This is a genomic window from Geopseudomonas aromaticivorans, from assembly GCF_019097855.1.
Classification (GTDB): domain Bacteria; phylum Pseudomonadota; class Gammaproteobacteria; order Pseudomonadales; family Pseudomonadaceae; genus Geopseudomonas; species Geopseudomonas aromaticivorans.
Genome location: NZ_JAHRGL010000020.1, coordinates 1 through 17,760, shown reverse-complemented (window position 1 = coordinate 17,760; position 17,760 = coordinate 1). Strand labels below are relative to the sequence as shown.

General features: G+C 68.0%; 23 protein-coding genes and 1 pseudogene. 19 read left to right on the top strand and 5 right to left on the bottom strand.

Annotated elements, in window-relative coordinates:
• Positions 1-10: 10 nt before the first annotated feature.
• The 8 genes from nifN (at position 11) to KRX52_RS09765 (ending at position 4,902) form a co-directional block, all read left to right on the top strand.
• Positions 11-1,387 carry a nitrogenase iron-molybdenum cofactor biosynthesis protein NifN gene (nifN, locus tag KRX52_RS09800; protein WP_217681564.1) on the top strand — a complete coding sequence of 459 codons (1,377 nt, stop codon included), beginning with the start codon at positions 11-13 and terminating at the stop codon, positions 1,385-1,387.
• A gap of 3 nt (positions 1,388-1,390) precedes the next feature.
• Positions 1,391-1,867 carry a NifB/NifX family molybdenum-iron cluster-binding protein gene (locus KRX52_RS09795; protein WP_217681563.1) on the top strand — a complete coding sequence of 159 codons (477 nt, stop codon included), beginning with the start codon at positions 1,391-1,393 and terminating at the stop codon, positions 1,865-1,867.
• A gap of 28 nt (positions 1,868-1,895) precedes the next feature.
• Positions 1,896-2,378, top strand: coding sequence for a NifX-associated nitrogen fixation protein (locus KRX52_RS09790; RefSeq protein ID WP_217681562.1), 483 nt, complete (start codon positions 1,896-1,898; stop codon positions 2,376-2,378).
• Positions 2,379-2,393: 15 nt separating this feature from the next.
• Positions 2,394-2,603 carry a CCE_0567 family metalloprotein gene (locus KRX52_RS09785; protein ID WP_217681561.1) on the top strand — a complete coding sequence of 70 codons (210 nt, stop codon included), beginning with the start codon at positions 2,394-2,396 and terminating at the stop codon, positions 2,601-2,603.
• A 532-nt stretch (positions 2,604-3,135) separates the two neighbouring features.
• Positions 3,136-3,426 (top strand): ferredoxin III, nif-specific, encoded by a 291-nt coding sequence (fdxB, locus tag KRX52_RS09780; protein ID WP_217681560.1) that lies wholly within the window; start codon positions 3,136-3,138, stop codon positions 3,424-3,426.
• Positions 3,427-3,437: 11 nt separating this feature from the next.
• Positions 3,438-3,761, top strand: a complete 324-nt coding sequence (locus KRX52_RS09775) for a 2Fe-2S ferredoxin (RefSeq protein WP_217681559.1) — start codon at positions 3,438-3,440, stop codon at positions 3,759-3,761.
• Positions 3,762-3,766: 5 nt separating this feature from the next.
• Positions 3,767-4,159 carry a hypothetical protein gene (locus KRX52_RS09770; RefSeq protein WP_217681558.1) on the top strand — a complete coding sequence of 131 codons (393 nt, stop codon included), beginning with the start codon at positions 3,767-3,769 and terminating at the stop codon, positions 4,157-4,159.
• On the top strand, positions 4,156-4,902 hold the full coding sequence (locus KRX52_RS09765; protein ID WP_217681557.1) for a DUF364 domain-containing protein: 747 nt from the start codon (positions 4,156-4,158) through the stop codon (positions 4,900-4,902). Before KRX52_RS09770 ends, KRX52_RS09765 begins: the two co-directional genes overlap by 4 nt.
• 72 nt (positions 4,903-4,974) lie before the next feature.
• On the opposite strand, the gene KRX52_RS09760 is transcribed toward KRX52_RS09765, so the two are convergent.
• The 5 genes from KRX52_RS09760 to KRX52_RS09740 form a co-directional block, all read right to left on the bottom strand.
• Positions 4,975-5,193, bottom strand: a complete 219-nt coding sequence (locus KRX52_RS09760; protein WP_217681556.1) for a Nif11-like leader peptide family natural product precursor — start codon at positions 5,191-5,193, stop codon at positions 4,975-4,977.
• A gap of 178 nt (positions 5,194-5,371) precedes the next feature.
• A complete protein-coding gene (gene modC, locus KRX52_RS09755) occupies positions 5,372-6,499 on the bottom strand; it encodes a molybdenum ABC transporter ATP-binding protein (protein WP_217681555.1) in 1,128 nt (375 codons plus the stop codon).
• Between the two features lie 23 nt (positions 6,500-6,522).
• Positions 6,523-7,206 (bottom strand): molybdate ABC transporter permease subunit, encoded by a 684-nt coding sequence (gene modB / locus KRX52_RS09750; RefSeq protein WP_217681554.1) that lies wholly within the window; start codon positions 7,204-7,206, stop codon positions 6,523-6,525.
• A 19-nt stretch (positions 7,207-7,225) separates the two neighbouring features.
• Positions 7,226-7,987 (bottom strand): molybdate ABC transporter substrate-binding protein, encoded by a 762-nt coding sequence (gene modA / locus KRX52_RS09745; RefSeq protein WP_217681553.1) that lies wholly within the window; start codon positions 7,985-7,987, stop codon positions 7,226-7,228.
• 14 nt (positions 7,988-8,001) lie between these two features.
• Positions 8,002-8,814, bottom strand: a complete 813-nt coding sequence (locus tag KRX52_RS09740) for a TOBE domain-containing protein (protein ID WP_217681552.1) — start codon at positions 8,812-8,814, stop codon at positions 8,002-8,004.
• Between the two features lie 415 nt (positions 8,815-9,229).
• On the opposite strand from KRX52_RS09740, the gene KRX52_RS09735 reads away from it, so the two are divergent.
• The 11 genes and pseudogenes from KRX52_RS09735 to KRX52_RS09685 form a co-directional block, all read left to right on the top strand.
• Positions 9,230-9,553 carry a HesB/IscA family protein gene (locus KRX52_RS09735; protein ID WP_217681551.1) on the top strand — a complete coding sequence of 108 codons (324 nt, stop codon included), beginning with the start codon at positions 9,230-9,232 and terminating at the stop codon, positions 9,551-9,553.
• 57 nt (positions 9,554-9,610) lie between these two features.
• Positions 9,611-10,573 carry a Fe-S cluster assembly protein NifU gene (gene nifU, locus KRX52_RS09730; RefSeq protein ID WP_217681550.1) on the top strand — a complete coding sequence of 321 codons (963 nt, stop codon included), beginning with the start codon at positions 9,611-9,613 and terminating at the stop codon, positions 10,571-10,573.
• Position 10,574: 1 nt separating this feature from the next.
• Positions 10,575-11,783, top strand: a complete 1,209-nt coding sequence (nifS, locus tag KRX52_RS09725) for a cysteine desulfurase NifS (protein WP_217681549.1) — start codon at positions 10,575-10,577, stop codon at positions 11,781-11,783.
• Positions 11,784-11,829: 46 nt separating this feature from the next.
• A complete protein-coding gene (gene nifV, locus KRX52_RS09720) occupies positions 11,830-12,981 on the top strand; it encodes a homocitrate synthase (protein WP_217681548.1) in 1,152 nt (383 codons plus the stop codon).
• Positions 12,978-13,727: a serine O-acetyltransferase gene (gene cysE, locus KRX52_RS09715; protein ID WP_217681547.1), complete on the top strand. Its 750-nt coding sequence runs from the start codon at positions 12,978-12,980 to the stop codon at positions 13,725-13,727. The genes nifV and cysE overlap by 4 nt, the downstream gene beginning before the upstream one ends.
• Positions 13,728-13,763: 36 nt before the next feature.
• A complete protein-coding gene (gene nifW, locus KRX52_RS09710) occupies positions 13,764-14,111 on the top strand; it encodes a nitrogenase-stabilizing/protective protein NifW (RefSeq protein WP_217681546.1) in 348 nt (115 codons plus the stop codon).
• An 18-nt stretch (positions 14,112-14,129) separates the two neighbouring features.
• Positions 14,130-14,600: a nitrogen fixation protein NifZ gene (locus KRX52_RS09705; RefSeq protein ID WP_217681545.1), complete on the top strand. Its 471-nt coding sequence runs from the start codon at positions 14,130-14,132 to the stop codon at positions 14,598-14,600.
• Positions 14,590-15,471, top strand: coding sequence for a nitrogen fixation protein NifM (gene nifM / locus KRX52_RS09700; protein WP_217681544.1), 882 nt, complete (start codon positions 14,590-14,592; stop codon positions 15,469-15,471). The genes KRX52_RS09705 and nifM overlap by 11 nt, the downstream gene beginning before the upstream one ends.
• Entirely contained in the window at positions 15,464-16,780 is a 1,317-nt protein-coding gene (gene clpX, locus KRX52_RS09695) for an ATP-dependent Clp protease ATP-binding subunit ClpX (RefSeq protein ID WP_217681543.1), read from the top strand. Before nifM ends, clpX begins: the two co-directional genes overlap by 8 nt.
• Before the next feature lie 224 nt (positions 16,781-17,004).
• A complete protein-coding gene (locus KRX52_RS09690; RefSeq protein ID WP_217681542.1) occupies positions 17,005-17,547 on the top strand; it encodes a flavodoxin in 543 nt (180 codons plus the stop codon).
• Positions 17,548-17,636: 89 nt separating this feature from the next.
• A pseudogene (locus KRX52_RS09685) lies at positions 17,637-17,760 on the top strand (IS110 family transposase); the annotation flags it as partial.

The following is a 17,760-nucleotide window of genomic DNA, read 5'->3' as shown; positions in this document are numbered from 1 at the left end:
GGAGACCGTCATGGCCGAGATCATCAACCGCAACAAAGCCCTGGCGGTCAGTCCGCTGAAGGCCAGCCAGACCATGGGCGGTGCCCTGGCCATCCTCGGCCTGGCGCGCAGCATGCCGCTGCTGCACGGCTCGGCCGGCTGCACCGCGTTCGCCAAGGTGTTCTTCGTCCGCCACTTCCGCGAGCCGGTGCCGCTGCAGACCACGGCGATGGACCAGATCAGCTCGGTGATGGGTGCCGACGACAACGTGGTCGAGGCGCTGCGGGTGATCTGCGAGAAGCAGAATCCGGCGGTGATCGGCCTGCTGACCACCGCGCTGGCCGAGACCCAGGGCTGCGATCTGCACAGCGCGCTGCACGAGTTTCGCCGCGAGTATCCCGAGTTCAAGGAGGTCGCGGTGGTGGCGGTGAATACCCCGGACTTCGCCGGCAGCTTCGAGAGCGGCTTCGCCGCCACGGTGAAGGCCATCGTCGAGACCCTGGTGCCGGAGCGCCGCGACCAGGTCGGTCGGCGGCCGCGGCAGGTCAACGTGCTGTGCTCGGCCAACCTGACCCCCGGCGACCTGGAGTTCATCGCCGAGAGCATCGACAGTTTCGGCCTGCGCCCGCTGCTGATTCCCGACCTCTCCGGCTCGCTGGACGGTCACCTCGACGATGCCGCCTTCAACCCGCTGACCACCGGCGGGTTGGCGCTCGACGAGCTGGCCACGGCCGGGCAGAGCATCGCCACCCTGGTGGTCGGCCAGAGCCTGGACGCCGCCGCCGATGCTTTGGCGGTGCGCACCGGCGTGCCGGAGCGGCGCTTCGGCCTGCTGCTCGGCCTGGAGGCGGTGGACGCCTGGCTGATGGCGCTGGCCGAGATCAGCAGCAACCCGGTGGCCGAGCGCTGGCAGCGGCAGCGCCGCCAGCTGCAGGACGTGATGCTCGACACCCACTTCATGCTCGGCGATGCGCGGGTCGCCATCGCCGTCGACCCCGACCTGCTGCTCGGCTTCGACAGCCTGCTGCGCGGCATGGGCAGCCAGACCGTGGCGGCGGTGGTGCCGGCGCGGGCGCCGGCGCTGGCCGACTCGCCGCTGGCGTGCATCCAGGTCGGCGATCTCGAGGACCTCGAGCACGCGGCCTGCGAACACGGCGCCCAGCTGGTCCTCGGCAACAGTCACGCGCTGCCCGGCGCCCAGCGCCTGGGCGTGCCGCTGCTGCGCATCGGTTTTCCGCAGTACGACCTGCTCGGCGGTTTCCAGCGTTGCTGGAGCGGCTACCGGGCCAGCGGCCAGGCGCTGTTCGACCTCGCCAACCTGCTGGTCGAGCACCACCAGGGCATCGTCCCGTACTACTCGATCTACGCGCAGAAACCCGCAACCGAACGGCAACCACGGAGGCACTGAGCCATGGCCAACCCGACAAGGCAACTGCAGGTCCTCGACGGCGAGGAGGACGGCACCCTGCTCAAGGTGGCCTTCGCCTCGTCCGATCGCGAGACGGTCGACCAGCACTTCGGCTCGTCGCGCTCCTTCGTCATCTACGGGGTCAATCCCGAGCATGCCCAGCTGCTCTCGGTCGCCGAGTTCGGCGAGCTGGAGCAGGACGGCAACGAGGACAAGCTGCTCAGCAAGCTCGCGCTGCTCGACGGCTGCATCGCCGTGTACTGCCGCGCCTGCGGCGCCTCGGCGGTGCGCCAGCTGCTCGCCGCGGGGGTGCAGCCGGTCAAGGTCGCCGAGGCGGCGCGCATCGACGAGCTGCTCGACAGCCTGCAGGCCGAGCTGCGCGACGGACCCTCGACCTGGCTGGCCAAGGCCATCCAGCGCACCCAGGGCGGCGACAGCCGGCGTTTCGATGCCATGGCCGCCGAAGCCTGGGACGAGTAGCACAGAGCATTTTCACGAGGACGCGCACATGTACGAAGTAGATGAGCAAAAGGCGGTGGTGCTGGAGGGCGATCCGGCCCTGCAGCAGCCGATCATCCGGCAGATGGTGGTGCAGCTGCGCGCCATGGACAGCTACGGCACCTACGACACCTGGAGCGACGCCCGCGTGCTCGATCCGCTGGTGCTGACCAAGGAGCGCCGGCGGGCCATTCCGGTGGTCGGCGACCCGGACGAAACCACCCTGTCGCGGGTCAAGGCCTACTACAACGCCCTGGCGCAGCTGATCGAGCGCGAGACCGGCCTGCTCGCCGTGCCGATGATCAACATCAGCCACGAGGGCTTCGGCCGCGCGCTGATCCTGGTCGGCAAGCTGGTGGCTCTGGACAAGACCCTGCGCGACGTCCACCGCTTCGGCTTCGATTCGCTGGATGCGCTGGTGGTCGAGGCACAGAAGCAGCTGGGCAAGGCGTCCGCGCTGATCAGTGCGAACCGTGCGGTCGCCGAGCTCTGAGCGCAGGAGGCAGACATGAGCGAAGAAGCCCTCAAGGCCCTGCAGAAGGAAGTCAGCCAGAAGAAGCGCATTGCCACCGAGTGGGCGTCGCAGATCCACGACCTGGTCGAGGATCGCCTGCTCAGCGACTACGACGCCTTGCCGGAACTGGCGCTGCGCACCCAGCAGGCCTGCCTGGACTGGGTCGCGGCCAAGGCGCGGCTGGATCAGGCCAGCGCCGGTTGACACGCGTTGCCGCCGGTGGAGCCGCTTATCGGTAGCTGCCGCGCAGCTCGGGCGTCCCTCTCGGGCGCCCCGCAGGGCAATCGCATGAATAGCCTCCGTGCGCTGTAGGGGCGAATTCATTCGCCAAAGTACCCCGCTAAGGCGAATGAATCCGCCCCTACGGACCGGGAACTTGGCTTCATGCGATTGCCCTGAGGCGATCCGGCGCCGGCCCACAAGGCCTGCGCCGTCCTATTCGGGGTCTGCCTGGCAGCCCCACGTTGTGCCTTGCCGCTCCGGCGGCAGCGCACCCGCCGCGCCCGGCCCACCAGGCGGCGCGGCAACCGGCCTCGCGGCCGGGCACATAAGCAGGCGTTGAAGTGATCGTCATTCCCGCGCAGGCGGGAATCCAGAGGGCTCGCAGTGCCTGGGCTCCCGCCTGCGCGGGAGCGACGGCCGGTGAGTTTTTCAGCGTTTCTCTAACGACCGGCAGGCTCGCCCTGCCGGCAACCGTTGATCTGCGCCACGCGAGGTGGCGGGCAGGAGATTGAGCATGGCAATGATTACCGGACGTACCCGCGGTGGCGCGGAGTGGACCCCCGAGTTCGTCACCGCGCTGGATGCGCAGCGCTGCATCGGCTGCGGGCGCTGCTACAAGGTCTGCCCGCGCGACGTGTTCACCCTGGTCGAGCGTGTGGAGATGGTCGAGGACGCCGACGATTTCGACGAAGACGACGAGATGATGGTGATGACCGTGCAGAACGCCCTCGACTGCATCGGCTGCAAGGCCTGCGCGGCGGTCTGCCCCAAGCAGTGCCACACCCACGAAGCGGCTGCGGCCTGAGGCGAACCGACATGGCCAGACCCGAATTCCACATCTTCCTCTGCGGCCAGCGGCGTGCGGAGGGGCACCCGCGCGGCAGCTGCGCCGCCAAGGGCAGCGAGGCGCTGTACAACGCCTTCTACCAGGTGCTGATCCAGCACAATCTGAGCAATCGCGTGGCGCTGACCACCACCGGCTGCCTCGGCCCGTGCCAGGCCGGCGCCAACGTGCTGATCTACCCGGGCTCGGTGATGTACAGCTGGGTCGAGCCGGCGGATGCGGCGATCATCGTCGAGCAGCACCTGCTCGGCGGCGCGCCGTATGCCGACAAGCTCACTCCGGCGGAAATCTGGTGACGGCGATGGCGGGGGGAGGGGCTCTGAACCGCTCTCTGGGCCAGCACCTGCAGGACGCGCAACCGCTGTTCGCGGAAATCTGGCAGGCGCTCGCCGCGAGCCTGCAGGCGGCCGGTCTCGAACAGGGCGTGGCGGTGGCGGGTACGCCGCATAGCCGTGCCGAGCTGCGCGAGGACTCCTTTGCGCGCAGCCACAGCCTGTATGCCGAGTGGCGTTCTGCGCGCGGCGCCTATCAGGGCAGCATCCTGATGCACGGCGACGGCCTGGCCTTCGCCGAGTTCGACGTGCTGCTGGCGCACCCGCGCAAGGCGAACTGGGTGATCGAGGCGGCCACCGCCTGGGGGCGCAGTGGGGCGGTGAAGAGCGAACTGCGTCTGCTGCCGGCGCTCGGCGCATGAACGGGCTGTATGACTGGCTGCTCGCCAGTGCGGCCGGAGCCGAGCCGGTCGAGCGCCTGCAACTCGGCCTGAACTGGACGCTGGCCGAAGTGGGCGAGCGCCTCGGCTTCGCCTTCAGTCCGCGCCAGGTGCCGCGCACCCTGAGCTGGGCGGGCACCCTTGCCGGGCGACCCGGCACGGAGCTGCGGCCGTGGCTGCTGTCGTGGGACGGCGGCGAAGCGGCGGTCGGGCTGGCCGTGCTGAATGCCAGCCTCAACGGCACCGGCTCCTGCCTGCGCGATGCCCTGCCGCTGCGCGGCGAGGTGCCCGGCCATCTGCGCGTGTTCGCCCATTTCCGTCCGCAGCTGGACGGGCAGCGGGTGGTGGTGGTCGGCCACTATCCGGGGCTCGAGCGCCTCTGGCACGACATTCCCTACCAGTGCCTGGAGCGCAACCCGCAGGACGGCGACCTGCCGGACAGCGCCGCCGAGTTCCTCCTGCCGCAGGCCGACTGGGTGTTCGTCACCGCCAGCAGCCTGGCCAACAAGACCCTGCCGCGCCTGCTCGAACTGTCCCGCCACGCGAGGGTGGTGCTGATGGGGCCGAGCCTGCCATGGCTGGATGGCTGGCGACAGTTCGGCGTGGACTACCTGGCCGGGGTGCGGGTGCTGGATGCGCCGGCCGCGCGCCAGGTGGTGGCCGAGGGCGGCGGTACCCGGCTGTTCACCGGTCCGGTGGAGTACGCGCTGCTGGCGCTGGGCTGAGCATGCGTTCGGCCTGGCCAGGCAGTGGAGCGCTGCATTTCCTGGTGCAGCGCTCCATTGCCCGCCGGGGACTCAGGCGCGCAGCAGCGCCTTGGCCATCTTCGGCGAAAGCTGCTCTTCGGTGAATTGCGGCTCGTTCGGCGGATAGAGGACGTCCTCGATGAAGCTGAAGCCGTGCTCCTTGCCGAGGGCGATCACTTCGCGGACCTTCTCGCAGGCCTTCAACTTCTCGCCGAGGGTCGGATCGACTTTGGCCTGCTCCGAGAAGGCCTTGATTTCCTTGATGGACATGCTGCTCTCTCTCTGTCGCGGTTGACGGAAGGCAAGTCTCGACCAGCACTTGCCCGCGTCCATCAATGCAACATTGATGCCCCGGTAGATGCCTTTTGAATCAATGACTTGCGTGAGAGTGGCTTGTCGCGTTGGCGACAATCGCACAGCCGCTGCTTGCAGCAATCCGCACAAGCGCTCAGCCGAGCAGCGCCACCGCCTTGATCTGCGCCCACAGCCGCTGCCCCGCGGCGATGCCGAGCTGGTCGGCCGAGCGCCGGGTGATCCGCGCCAGCAGCGGGGTGCCGTCGGCGTCCAGGCGCACCAGCACGTGCGCCGGGGTGTCGGCGGCGGCCAGCGCCTGCACCGTGGCCGGCAGCAGGTTGGTGATGCTGGTGCCCTCGGCGCGCGCCAGCGCCAGGCTGACGTCGCGGGCATGCACGCGAAAGCGCAGGCGCTGGCCGAGCGCCTCCGCACGGCGGGCGACCAGCACCTCGCCGCCGGGAAACACCAGGCGGGTGAGGTGGTAGGCGTCGTCGTGCTCGGCGACCCGTGCTTCGATGACCACCCCGGCGTCCTCGCTGAAGGCGGTGGGCAGGTCGAGGCGCGCCAGGGTTTCCTGCAGGCCGCCCTGGGCGACCACCCGGCCTTGGTCGAGCAGCACCACGTGGTCGGCCAGGCGCGCCACCTCGTCCGGCGCGTGGCTGACGTAGAGGATGGGAATGTCCAGCTCGTCGTGCAGGCGCTCGAGGTAGGGGAGGATCTCGTTCTTGCGCTTGAGGTCGAGCGCCGCCAGCGGCTCGTCCATCAGCAGCAGGCGCGGACTGGTGAGCAGCGCGCGGGCGATGCCGACGCGCTGGCGCTCGCCGCCGGACAGGCGCTCGGGCATGCGCTCGAGCAGCTGGCCGATGCCGAGCAGTTCGAGGACGTGCTCCCACTCCACCCGCCGCGTCGCCGCCGCCACGCGCTGCAGGCCGTACTCCAGGTTGCGCCGCACCGACAGGTGCGGGAACAGGCTGGCCTCCTGGAACACGTAGCCGAGCGCGCGCTGGTGGGTCGGCACGAACACGCCGGCGGCGCTGTCCTGCCACAGCTCGCCGTTGATCTCCAGGCGGCCCTCGGGCGCGCGCTCCAGGCCGGCGATGCAGCGCAGGCAGGTGGTCTTGCCCGAGCCGGAGTGGCCGAACAGCGCGGTGACGCCGCGCCCGGGCAGGTTGAGGTCGACATCCAGGCTGAAGCCGGCATAGGCGAGGCGAAAGCGCGCCTGGATGCCGGCGTCGGCGCGCTCGGCGGGGCTGGCGACCGTGGGTTCGGTGAGCGTGTGCATGGGGATTCCTCTATCCATCGCGTTCAGCCGCGCCAGCCCTGTTTCAGCCGGCTGGTGTAGAGCACCAGCAGCACCACGAAGGAGAACGCCAGCATGCCGCCGGCCAGCCAGTGGGCCTGGGCGTACTCCATGGCCTCGACGTGGTCGTAGATCTGCACCGACACCACGCGGGTCTGCTCCGGGATGTTGCCGCCGATCATCAGCACCACGCCGAACTCGCCGACGGTGTGGGCGAAGCCGAGGATCGCGGCGGTGACGAAGCCGGGTTTGGCCAGCGGCAGCACGACCGTGAAGAAGGTGTCCGCGGGACTGGCGCGCAGGGTCGCCGCCACTTCCAGCGGCCGCTCGCCGATCGCCTCGAAGGCGTTCTGCAGCGGCTGTACGACGAACGGCAGCGAGTAGAACACCGAGGCCACCACCAGGCCGGCGAAGGTGAAGGGCAGGGTGCCCAGCCCCAGGCTCTGGGTCAGCTGGCCGATGAAGCCATTCGGCCCCATCGCCACCAGCAGGTAGAAGCCCAGCACGCTGGGAGGCAGCACCAGCGGCAGGGCGACCACCGCACCGATGGGGCCCTTCCACTTCGAGCGGGTGCGCGCCAGCCACCAGCCGATCGGCGTGCCGATCAGCAGCAGCAGCACGGTGGTCAGCGTGGCCAGCTTGAGGGTCAGCCAGATCGCTGCGAGGTCGACACTGTCGAGCGGGACCATGCCGCGGCTCCTTGTTCAGTCAGAGGTCGTAGCCGTAGGAGCGGATCAGCGCGGTCGCCTTCGGCCCCTTGAGGTAGTCGACCAGCGCCGCCGCGGCCGGGTTGTCCTTGCCCTTGGCGAGGATCAGCGCATCCTGGCGGATCGGCGCATGGTAATCGGCGGGCACGATCCAGGCCGAGCCGCTGGCGAGCTTGCCATCCTTGTACACCTGCGACAGGGCGATGAAGCCCAGCTCGGCGTTGCCGGTGGCGACGAACTGGTGCGCCTGGGTGATGTTCTCGCCGAGCACCAGGCGCCCCTGCAGGGTCTTCTCGGCGATGCCCAGCTTGGCCAGGGTGGCCAGCGCCGCCACGCCGTAGGGCGCGGTCTTCGGGTTGGCCAGCGCCAGGTGCCTGAACTGGTCCTTTTTCAACACCGCGCCCTGGTCGTCGACGTAGCCCGGCGTGGCCGACCACAGCACCAGGGTGCCGATGGCGTAGGTGAAGCGGCTGCCGGCCAGCGCAGCCCCCTCGCTCTCGAGCTTGGCCGGAGTGGCGTCGTCGGCGGCGAGGAAGACCTCGAAGGGCGCGCCGTTGTGGATCTGCGCGTAGAACTTGCCGGTGGCAGCGAAGGCGAGCAGGGCCTTGTGTCCGGTGTCCTTCTCGAATTCGGCGGCGATGGCCTGCATCGGCGCGGTGAAGTTGGCGGCCACCGCCACCTGCACCTCGCCGGCCTGGGCGGCCGCCAGCGGCAGCAGGGCGAGCAGCAGGGCGGCGCAGCGCCGGGAAAATCCGTTTCTCATGATGACGACCTCGCTCAGTCGATGGCGATGATGACGTGGGATGCCTTGATCAGCGCCGTGCAGGGCTGGGCGGTGGCCAGGCCCAGCTCGCTGACGCTGTCGAGGGTGACTACCGCGCTGAGGGTGCGGCCGCCCGGCAGCAGCAGCTTCACCTCGCAGTTCACCGCGCCGGGAATCAGCGCGCAGATGGTGCCGGTCAGGCGATTGCGCGCGCTGATCTTCACTTCAGGATCGGGCGAGAGCAGCACGAAACTGGCCTTGATCAGCGCCATGGCGGTCTTGCCCGGGGCCAGCTGCAGCTCGTCGATGCTGTCGTTGGTCAGGGTGGCGACGATGTTCAGGCCCTCGCCGAGATCGAGCTCCAGGATGCCGTTGACGGCACCTTTCTCGACCCGGCTGATGCGGCCGCGGAACTGGTTGCGTGCGCTTGTCTTCATGGCGATGGCCCTCAACAGGCGGTCGATGTCGTCGAACTGTTCGATGCCCTGGGCCACCTGGGCGAGAAAGCGCTCGTACTCGCTCTGCATGCGCCGCCAGACGTGGAGCATCTCGCGGCCGAAATCGGTCAGCCGGGTGCCGCCGCCCTGCGCGCCACCGGCGGAGCAGACCACCAGCGGCCGTTCCGACAGGTTGTTCATGGCATCCACCGCATCCCAGGCGGCCTTGTAGCTGAGCTTTATCTGCTTGGCGGCGCGGCTGATCGAGCCGGTGGCCTCGATCTGTTCCAGCAGCTCGATGCGCTTGCCGCCCAGGTAGCCCTTTTCGCCGCGGTTGAACCAGAGCTGGCCATCCACGCGCAGTGGGCCGGGTGTCTGTGGGTCGCTCATGGCATCTCCTTGCTGGCGGGTCGGTGACGAAGTGATTGCAAGAAGGCTTCCATTTTTCGGGTTTCCAGATATTCGTCTTTTTAATCAATCACTTGCGTGTCGGTATGGGCCTGCCGAGCGCGCTCGCGGATTGTCCGGGATGCGACATTCTTACGGGCGCTATGTCGTTTTGTATATAGCGCTACACGAGGCGCCACGTGCGGCCGCTGCGGGGTGGCACGCAGGCCGCTTGCGGCCTTGTCGCAAACCCGACATTGGCCGCCGCGCGTCCTTTTCGCGACAGCCGCGGGTTTCCAGGCTTTAGTTCAACTAATTGATATCAAAGGGGTTTTTCGATCTTCCGGGGTGGCATGGCGGTTGCAAAAGCTGTTCTGCCGGTTGGCTCAAGCCACCGCGGAGCCGAGGAGACACGCCGATGATCATCATGACCGACAGCGCGAAGAGTGCCGTTAACCGCTTCATCAGCAGCACCGACAAGCCAGTCGCCGGCCTGCGCATCCGCGTCGAGGGCGGCGGCTGCTCCGGGCTCAAGTACAGCCTGAAACTCGAAGAACGCGCTGCCGAGGGCGACCAGCAGCTCGACTGCGGCGGCCTCACCCTGCTGGTCGACGACAGCAGCGCGCCGCTGCTCGCGGGGGTGACCATGGACTTCGTGGAAAGCATGGAAGGCAGTGGCTTCACCTTCGTCAATCCGAATGCCAGCCACAGCTGCAGCTGCGGCAAATCCTTCGCCTGCTAAGACATCGAAGTCGCCGGCGACGACCGGCGATCCAGGAATCACCGGAGATCAGCCGTCATGTGGGATTACTCGGAAAAGGTCAAAGAACACTTCTACAACCCGAAGAACGCCGGCGCGGTGGTCGAGGCCAACGCAGTCGGCGACGTCGGTTCGCTGAGCTGCGGCGACGCCCTGCGCCTGACCCTCAAGGTCGATCCAGACACCGACGTGATCCTCGACGCCGGCTTCCAGACCTTCGGCTGCGGCTCGGCGATCGCATCAAGCTCGGCACTGACCGAGATGATCAAGGGCCTCACCGTCGACCAGGCGCTGAAGATCAGCAACCAGGACATCGCCGACTTCCTCGACGGCCTGCCGCCGGAGAAGATGCACTGCTCGGTGATGGGCCGCGAGGCCCTGCAGGCGGCGGTGGCCAACTACCGCGGCGAGGAACTGGACGACGACCACGAGGAAGGCGCGCTGGTCTGCAAGTGCTTCGCCGTCGACGAGGTGATGGTGCGCGAGACCATCCGTGCCAACAACCTGTCCAGCGTCGAGGACGTCACCAACTACACCAAGGCCGGCGGCGGCTGCTCGGCCTGCCATGAAGGCCTCGAGCGTCTGCTCAGCGAGGAGCTGGCCGCGCGCGGCGAGGTGTTCGTCGCCGCGCCGACCAAGGCCAAGTCGAAGTCCGGCCTGGTCAACCTCAACGCGCCGGTCCCGGTAGCCGAGCCGACACCTGCGCCGGCCGCTCCGGCGGCGCCGAAGATGACCAACCTGCAGCGCATCCGCCGCATCGAGACCGTGCTGGAGTCGATCCGTCCGACCCTGCAGCGCGACCACGGCGACGTCGAGCTGCTCGAGGTCGACGGCAAGAACGTCTACGTCAAGCTGACCGGCGCCTGCACCGGCTGCCAGATGGCCAGCATGACCCTCAGCGGCATCCAGCAGCGGCTGATCGAGGAGCTCGGCGAATTCGTCAAGGTGATCCCGGTCAGCGCCGCCGGCGCCGCGGCCGCCCATGCCCAGCTGGAGGTGTGAGATGACCGCCGTCTATCTAGACAACAACGCCACCACCCGCGTCGACGACGAAGTGGTGCAGGCCATGCTGCCGTTCTTCACCGAGCAGTTCGGCAACCCGTCGTCGCTGCACAGCTTCGGCAACCAGGTCGGCATGGCGCTGAAGAAGGCCCGGCAGAGCGTGCAACAGCTGCTCGGCGCCGAGCACGACTCGGAAATCATCTTCACTTCCTGCGGCACCGAAGCCGACTCCACCGCGATTCTCTCCGCGCTCAAGGCCCAGCCCGAGCGCAAGACCATCATCACCACCACGGTCGAGCACCCGGCGGTGCTGACTCTGTGCGACTACCTGGTCACCGAGGGCTACACCGTGCACAAGCTGGCGGTGGACAAGAAGGGCCGCCTCAACCTGGACGACTATGCCGCCCTGCTGAGCGACGACGTGGCGGTGGTTTCGGTGATGTGGGCCAACAACGAGACCGGCACCCTGTTCCCGGTCGAGGAGATGGCGCGCATGGCCGACGAGGCCGGCGTGATGTTCCACACCGACGCCGTGCAGGCGGTCGGCAAGGTGCCGCTCGACCTGCAGAACTCGTCGATCCACATGCTCTCGCTGTCCGGTCACAAGCTGCACGCGCCCAAGGGCATCGGCGTGCTCTACCTGCGCCGCGGCACCCGCTTCCGTCCGCTGCTGCGCGGCGGCCACCAGGAACGCGGCCGCCGCGCCGGCACCGAGAACGCCGCTTCCATCGTCGGCCTCGGTGTCGCCGCCGAGCGCGCGCTGGCCTTCATGGCGCACGAGAACACCGAGGTCGCGCGCCTGCGCGACAAGCTCGAAGCCGGCATCCTCGCCCAGGTGCCCTACGCCTTCGTCACCGGCGATCCGGGCAACCGTCTGCCCAACACCGCCAACATCGCCTTTGAGTACATCGAGGGCGAGGCCATCCTGCTGCTGCTCAACAAGGTCGGCATCGCCGCCTCCAGCGGTTCGGCCTGTACCTCGGGCTCGCTGGAACCCTCGCACGTGATGCGCGCCATGGACATTCCCTACACCGCCGCCCACGGCACCGTGCGCTTCTCGCTGTCGCGCTACACCACCGAGGCGGAGATCGACCACGTGATCCGCGAGGTGCCGCCGATCGTCGCCCAGCTGCGCAAGCTGTCGCCGTACTGGAACGGCGACGGTCCGGTGGCAGACCCGGGCAAGGCCTTCGCCCCGGTCTACGCCTGATCCGCCCCACCACCTCGGGCAGGCCGATCCGCACAGGAGAGCAGCCATGGCTAGCGTGATCATCGACGACACCACCCTGCGCGACGGCGAGCAGAGCGCCGGGGTGGCCTTCAGTGTCGAGGAGAAGATCGCCATCGCCCGCGCCCTCGCCGCGCTGGGCGTGCCGGAGCTGGAGATCGGCATCCCCGGCATGGGAGAGGAGGAGCGCGAGGGCATGCGCGCCATCGCCGGCCTCCAGCTGCCGGCGCGTCTGCTGGCCTGGTGCCGGCTGTGCGACGGCGATCTCGCCGCGGCGCGCGACAGCGGGGTGGGCATGGTCGATCTGTCGCTGCCGGTGTCCGACCTGATGCTCCGGCACAAGCTCGGCCGCGACCGCGACTGGGCCCTGCGCGAGGTGGCGCGGCTGGTCGGCGACGCGCGCCTGGCCGGTCTCGAGGTGTGCCTGGGCTGCGAGGATGCCTCGCGCGCCGACATGGAGTTCGTTGTGCGCGTCGCCCACGTCGCTCAGGCGGCCGGTGCGCGGCGCCTGCGCTTCGCCGACACCGTGGGGGTGATGGAACCGTTCGGCATGCTCGAGCGCTTCCGCTTCCTGCGCGCGCGCCTCGATCTCGAGCTGGAGGTGCACGCCCACGACGACTTCGGCCTGGCCACCGCCAACACCGTGGCGGCGGTGATGGGCGGCGCCAGCCACCTCAACACCACGGTCAACGGCCTCGGCGAGCGCGCCGGCAACGCCGCGCTGGAGGAGTGCGCCCTGGCCCTCAAGCATCTCTACGACATCGACTGCGGCATCGACACCCGCGGCATTCCGGCGATCTCGGCGCTGGTCGAGCAGGCCTCCGGGCGCCAGGTGGCCTGGCAGAAGAGCGTGGTCGGCGCCGGGGTGTTCACCCACGAGGCGGGCATCCACGTCGACGGCCTGCTCAAGCACCGGCGCACCTACGAGGGGCTCAATCCCGACGAGCTGGGCCGCAGCCACAGCCTGGTGCTGGGCAAGCATTCCGGGGCGCACCTGGTGCGCACCCGCTACCGCGAGCTGGGCATCGAGCTGGACGAGGTGCAGTGCCAGCTGCTGCTCGGGCGCATCCGCGCCTTCTCCACCCGCAGCAAGCGCAGCCCGCAGGCGGCCGAACTGGAGGAGTTCCATCGCCAGCTGATCGAGTCGGCCGGTGCGCTGCGCGCAGGAGGTCGGGCATGAGCCTGCTCGGCGAGTGGCGCGACGACATCCGCTGCGTGTTCCAGCGCGATCCCGCCGCGCGCACCACCTTCGAGGTGCTCACCACCTACCCGGGGGTGCACGCTATCCTGCTCTACCGCCTCGGCCATCGCCTGTGGCGCTCCGGCTGGCGCTATCCGGCGCGGCTGCTGGCGTTCCTCGCGCGGCTGGTGAGCAACGTCGACATCCATCCCGGCGCGGTGATCGGCCCGCGCTTCTTCATCGACCACGGCGCCGGCGTGGTGATCGGCGAGACCGCCGAGATCGGCCAGGACGTGACCCTCTACCACGGCGTCACCCTGGGCGGCACCAGCTGGCGCAAGGGCAAGCGCCACCCGACCCTGGGCGACGGCGTGCTGGTCGGCGCCGGGGCGAAGATCCTCGGGCCGATCACCGTCGGTGCCGGCGCCCGGGTCGGCGCCAACTCGGTGGTGGTGCAGGACGTGCCGGACGGCTGCACGGTGGTCGGCATCCCCGGCAAGGTGGTCAGGCTGCGCGAGGCCGGCCAGCTCAACCCCTACGGCATCGACCTCGACCACCACCTGATCCCCGACCCGGTGGGCAAGGCCATCGCCTGCCTGCTGGAGCGCATCGACGGCCTGGAGCAGCGGCTGGAGCAGGGCGGCCTGCTCGCCGCCGGCAGCCAGCAGCAGTTCTTCCAGGGCTGCAGCGCCGACAACAGCATCTGCGAGAGCGACTGTGCCGGCGGTGCGCGAGCGCGCTGCTGATCCTTTCCCTACTGCGGCCACCGCGGAGACACGACCATGACCGTACAAGGCTTTTCCCTGGATTCCGACCTGACGCTGGACGAGGCGATGGAGGAGCTGGTGTCCGCCGAAGACTTCCTCGATTTCTTCGGCGTGCCCTTCGACCAGACGGTCGTGCACATCAATCGGCTGCACATCATGCAGCGCTACCACGACTACCTGAGCAAGGCCGGCAGCCTGGACGAGCATGACGACGCGGCGCGGCAGGCGGTCTATCGCCAGTTGCTCAGCCGCGCCTACCAGGACTTCGTCGACTCCGATGCGCAGACCGAAAAGGTGTTCAAGGTGTTTCGCATGCACGAGCCGCAGACCACCTTCGTCTCCATCGACCAGCTGTTGAGCTGAGCAGGGGAGATCAGAGCCATGAGTCTGCCGCAATTCGAGTATGGCGATGAAGTGCGCGTGGTCCGCAATGTGCGCAACGACGGCACCTATCCGGGCATGGATACCGGCACCCTGCTGATCCGCCGCGGTTCGGTGGGCTGCGTGTACGACGTCGGCACCTACCTGCAGGACCAGCTGATCTACCGGGTGCACTTTCTCGAATCGGGGCGCACCGTCGGTTGCCGCGAGGAGGAGCTGATTCCCGCCTCGGCGCCCTGGACGCCCAGCCTGTTCGAGTTTCGCGACAACGTTACGGCCACGTGCAGCTTCGCCGTGCGTGGCGAAGTGGTAGTGGCGCAGGGCCAGGTGGGCAGTGTGATGAAGGTGCTGCGCGATCTGCCGGATGGCGTGCAGTACCACGTGCACTTCGGCGACGGCCGGGTGCTGCAGGTCCCCGAGCGGAGCCTGTGCATGGCCGATCCGCAAGCGGAGGTGGGTGATGAGCAGTGAGCGACTGATGAGCGACGGCGACAGTCGCTATTACCTGCTGAAGGTGGCCCACGAACAGTTCGGCCGGGCGCCCGGCGAACTGGCGGCAGAGCAGCATGAGCAGGCTGCACGCATCGCCGCCCGCCAGCGGCAGATCGAGGAGGCGGTGCTGCGCAGCCCGGAAGCGTCCGGGGTGGTGATCCCCGCCGCGCAGGTGGAGGAGGCCTGGGCGAGCATCGGCAGCCGTTATGCCGAAGGCGAGCTGCTGCAGGCGCTCGCCGGCCACGGTCTGGACGCTGCCGGCCTGCGCGCGATGCTGGCCAATGAACTGAAGGTCGAGGCGGTGCTCGAGCGCGTCTGCGCCGGTCTGCCGGAAGTCAGCGAGACCGACGTCGGCCTGTACTACTTCAGTCATCTCGAGCAGTTTGAGGTTCCGGCCGCGCGCGTGGCGCGGCACATCCTGATCACCATCAATCCGGACTTTCCGGAAAACACCCGGGAGTCCGCACGGGCGCGCATCGAGGCCATCGCCAAGCGTCTGCGCAGCAAACCGGAGCGCTTCGCCGAGCAGGCGCTGAAACATTCGGAATGTCCCACCGCGCTGCAGGACGGCCTGCTCGGCACCATCAAGCCGGGCACCCTGTATCCGCAGCTGGAGGCCTGCCTGTTCGAGCTGGCGGAGGGTGAGACGAGCCCGGTGCTGGAGTCGCCACTGGGTTTCCACCTGCTGCGCTGCGAGGCCGTCCAGCAAGCCCGGCGCCTTTCGCTCGAAGAGGTTCTGCCGCGCCTGCGCGACAGCTTGCAGAGCCGGCAGCGCAAGGCTCGCCAGCGCCAATGGCTGGCAAGCCTGCTGCAACCATCTGCCCCTGTGGAGAACCAGGCCCATGGCTGACACCGAGAAAACCTGCTGCTCGTTCTGCGGCGCGGAAAAGAGTCCGAGTGTGCCGCTGATTGCCGGCACCGAAGGGCGTATCTGCGAGGCCTGCGTCACCCTGGCCCACAAGGTGGTGAGCAGCTGGGGGCAGCGGCGCAAGAGCCAGCAGCTGGCGCCGCAGCTGCGTACCCCGGCGGCCTACAAGCAGCACCTCGACGAGTCGGTGATCGGCCAGGAGGCGGCCAAGGAAACCCTCGCGGTGGCGGTCTACAACCATTACCTGCGCTTGCTCAACTGCGACCGCGAGCCGATCTGCCAGCTCGGCGAGGAGGTCGAGTTGGAGAAGTCCAACATCCTCATGGCCGGTCCCTCGGGCACCGGCAAGACCCTGCTGGTACGCAGCCTGGCGCGCATCCTCGGCGTGCCGTTCGCATCGGCTGATGCCACCACCCTGACCCAGGCTGGCTACGTCGGCGACGATGTCGACAGCATCATCGCCCGTCTGCTGGAGGCGGCCGGTGGCGACGTGCAGCAGGCGCAGTGGGGGATCGTCTACATCGACGAGGTGGACAAGCTGGCCAAGCGCAGTGGCGGCGGCACGGCGGTGCGCGACATTTCCGGCGAGGGGGTGCAGCAGGCCCTGCTGAAGATGGTCGAGGGCACCGAGGTGCGCATCGCCAAGTCCGGGCGGCGCAACGAGCACAGCGAAGAGCAGGTGGTGGATACGCGCAACGTCCTGTTCATCGCCGGTGGCGCCTTTCCCGGCCTGGAGGCGCTGGTGTGCAGCCGTCTGCAGCCGAAGAGCGGCGGCATCGGCTTCCACGCCCAGCCGCCGCGCCAGGAGCAGCCATCGATCAACGAGCTGCTGGCCGCACTGCTGCCGGACGATCTGCACGAGTTCGGTCTGATCCCCGAGTTCATCGGCCGCTTCCCGATCATCACCTTCCTGCAGGAGCTGGACCACGCCACCCTGCTGCGCATCCTCACCGAGCCGCGCAATGCGCTGGTCAAGCAGTACAAGCAGCTGTTCGCCTACCAGGGCGTCAGGCTGGAGATCACCGATGCGGTGCTAAGCCACGTCGCCGATCAGGCCCTGACGCGCAAGACCGGCGCGCGCGGCCTGCGTGCGGTGCTGGAGGCGGCTCTGCAGCAGACCATGTTCAGCATGCCATCGAAGCCGTTGCTGCGTGGCTGCACGCTGGATCTGGTCGAGGGGCACCTCGAAGTGCTGGAAACCCTGGCCGAGGAGGGCGACGTCGAGCAGGCGGATAGCCGCCTGCTGCCCGAGGCAAGCCCGCAGCAGGCGCTGATGTCGGTCGACCTGTGAGTGTCGCAATGCCGACAGGGCGCTTGGTTGGCACGCTTCCCCGCTGTCAGCTCCCTGACAAAGACAGTTTCATGAAATAGAAAAGCTTTACGTATCAGTGGGTTGTAAGCGCTTTGGGGTATTGCTGAAGTGGCCCGTTTCCTGCTGATAACCAATGCCCGCCTGGTCAAGCCGAGGTAGGCATCCCCGAAAACGGATCTCATGCACGCAGTCAGAGGTGAGCTATGGCCAGGATTGGACTTTTCTTCGGCACCAATACGGGCAAAACCCGCAAGGTGGCCAAAATGATCAAAAAGCGCTTCGACGACGACATCATGGCGGACGCGCTGAACGTCAATCGCGCCTCCGCTGAGGACGTGGCCCAGTACCAGTACCTGATCATCGGTACGCCAACCCTCGGCGATGGCCAGCTGCCCGGGCTGTCGGCCGATTGCGAGAATGAAAGCTGGGAGGAGTTCCTGCCGAAACTGCAGGGTGTGGATTTCGCCGGCAAGACCGTGGCCATCTTCGGTCTGGGTGATCAGGTTGGCTATGCCGCGGAGTTCCTTAACGCCATGGGGTTGCTCAACGACTTCCTCGTCGAGGGTGGTGCCAAGGTGGTCGGTGCCTGGCCTACCGAGGGCTACGAGTTCGAACACTCCGAAGCGGTGGTCGACGGCAAGTTCGTCGGTCTGGCCCTGGATCTGGATAACCAGAGTGGCCTCACCGAGGAGCGCTTGAGTACATGGTTGAAGCTGATTGCCCCTGACTTCGACCTGAACCTGTAGGGCAATGAAATGGACTCCCCCCTCCTAACGGCGTCAATGCGCCAGACTGAAGTTGCTGAAAACAGCAGTCACCGGAGGAGGGAGTCACCATGAAACTTAAGCGAATCGGCATCGATTTGGCAAAGCAGGTGTTCCAGATTCACGGCGTCGACAGTCATGAGCAGGTGATCTGCCGCAAGCAGCTCAAGCGGGCGCAGATGTTCAACTTCTTCC

Excerpts from the sequence above, each read along its gene's own strand:
- KRX52_RS09690 (WP_217681542.1), top strand. The coding sequence starts at position 17,005 with ATGGCCAGGATTGGACTTTTCTTCGGCACCAATACGGGCAAAACCCGC.
- KRX52_RS09765 (WP_217681557.1), top strand. The coding sequence starts at position 4,156 with ATGAACGGGCTGTATGACTGGCTGCTCGCCAGTGCGGCCGGAGCCGAG.
- KRX52_RS09760 (WP_217681556.1), bottom strand. The coding sequence starts at position 5,193 with ATGTCCATCAAGGAAATCAAGGCCTTCTCGGAGCAGGCCAAAGTCGAT.
- KRX52_RS09735 (WP_217681551.1), top strand. The coding sequence starts at position 9,230 with ATGATCATCATGACCGACAGCGCGAAGAGTGCCGTTAACCGCTTCATC.
- nifV (WP_217681548.1), top strand. The coding sequence starts at position 11,830 with ATGGCTAGCGTGATCATCGACGACACCACCCTGCGCGACGGCGAGCAG.
- KRX52_RS09705 (WP_217681545.1), top strand. The coding sequence starts at position 14,130 with ATGAGTCTGCCGCAATTCGAGTATGGCGATGAAGTGCGCGTGGTCCGC.
- modC (WP_217681555.1), bottom strand. The coding sequence starts at position 6,499 with ATGCACACGCTCACCGAACCCACGGTCGCCAGCCCCGCCGAGCGCGCC.
- KRX52_RS09775 (WP_217681559.1), top strand. The coding sequence starts at position 3,438 with ATGGCCAGACCCGAATTCCACATCTTCCTCTGCGGCCAGCGGCGTGCG.
- KRX52_RS09770 (WP_217681558.1), top strand. The coding sequence starts at position 3,767 with ATGGCGGGGGGAGGGGCTCTGAACCGCTCTCTGGGCCAGCACCTGCAG.
- nifM (WP_217681544.1), top strand. The coding sequence starts at position 14,590 with ATGAGCAGTGAGCGACTGATGAGCGACGGCGACAGTCGCTATTACCTG.
- nifS (WP_217681549.1), top strand. The coding sequence starts at position 10,575 with ATGACCGCCGTCTATCTAGACAACAACGCCACCACCCGCGTCGACGAC.
- fdxB (WP_217681560.1), top strand. The coding sequence starts at position 3,136 with ATGGCAATGATTACCGGACGTACCCGCGGTGGCGCGGAGTGGACCCCC.
- KRX52_RS09790 (WP_217681562.1), top strand. The coding sequence starts at position 1,896 with ATGTACGAAGTAGATGAGCAAAAGGCGGTGGTGCTGGAGGGCGATCCG.
- nifW (WP_217681546.1), top strand. The coding sequence starts at position 13,764 with ATGACCGTACAAGGCTTTTCCCTGGATTCCGACCTGACGCTGGACGAG.
- modA (WP_217681553.1), bottom strand. The coding sequence starts at position 7,987 with ATGAGAAACGGATTTTCCCGGCGCTGCGCCGCCCTGCTGCTCGCCCTG.
- modB (WP_217681554.1), bottom strand. The coding sequence starts at position 7,206 with ATGGTCCCGCTCGACAGTGTCGACCTCGCAGCGATCTGGCTGACCCTC.
- KRX52_RS09740 (WP_217681552.1), bottom strand. The coding sequence starts at position 8,814 with ATGAGCGACCCACAGACACCCGGCCCACTGCGCGTGGATGGCCAGCTC.
- KRX52_RS09785 (WP_217681561.1), top strand. The coding sequence starts at position 2,394 with ATGAGCGAAGAAGCCCTCAAGGCCCTGCAGAAGGAAGTCAGCCAGAAG.
- nifN (WP_217681564.1), top strand. The coding sequence starts at position 11 with ATGGCCGAGATCATCAACCGCAACAAAGCCCTGGCGGTCAGTCCGCTG.
- KRX52_RS09795 (WP_217681563.1), top strand. The coding sequence starts at position 1,391 with ATGGCCAACCCGACAAGGCAACTGCAGGTCCTCGACGGCGAGGAGGAC.
- clpX (WP_217681543.1), top strand. The coding sequence starts at position 15,464 with ATGGCTGACACCGAGAAAACCTGCTGCTCGTTCTGCGGCGCGGAAAAG.
- nifU (WP_217681550.1), top strand. The coding sequence starts at position 9,611 with ATGTGGGATTACTCGGAAAAGGTCAAAGAACACTTCTACAACCCGAAG.
- cysE (WP_217681547.1), top strand. The coding sequence starts at position 12,978 with ATGAGCCTGCTCGGCGAGTGGCGCGACGACATCCGCTGCGTGTTCCAG.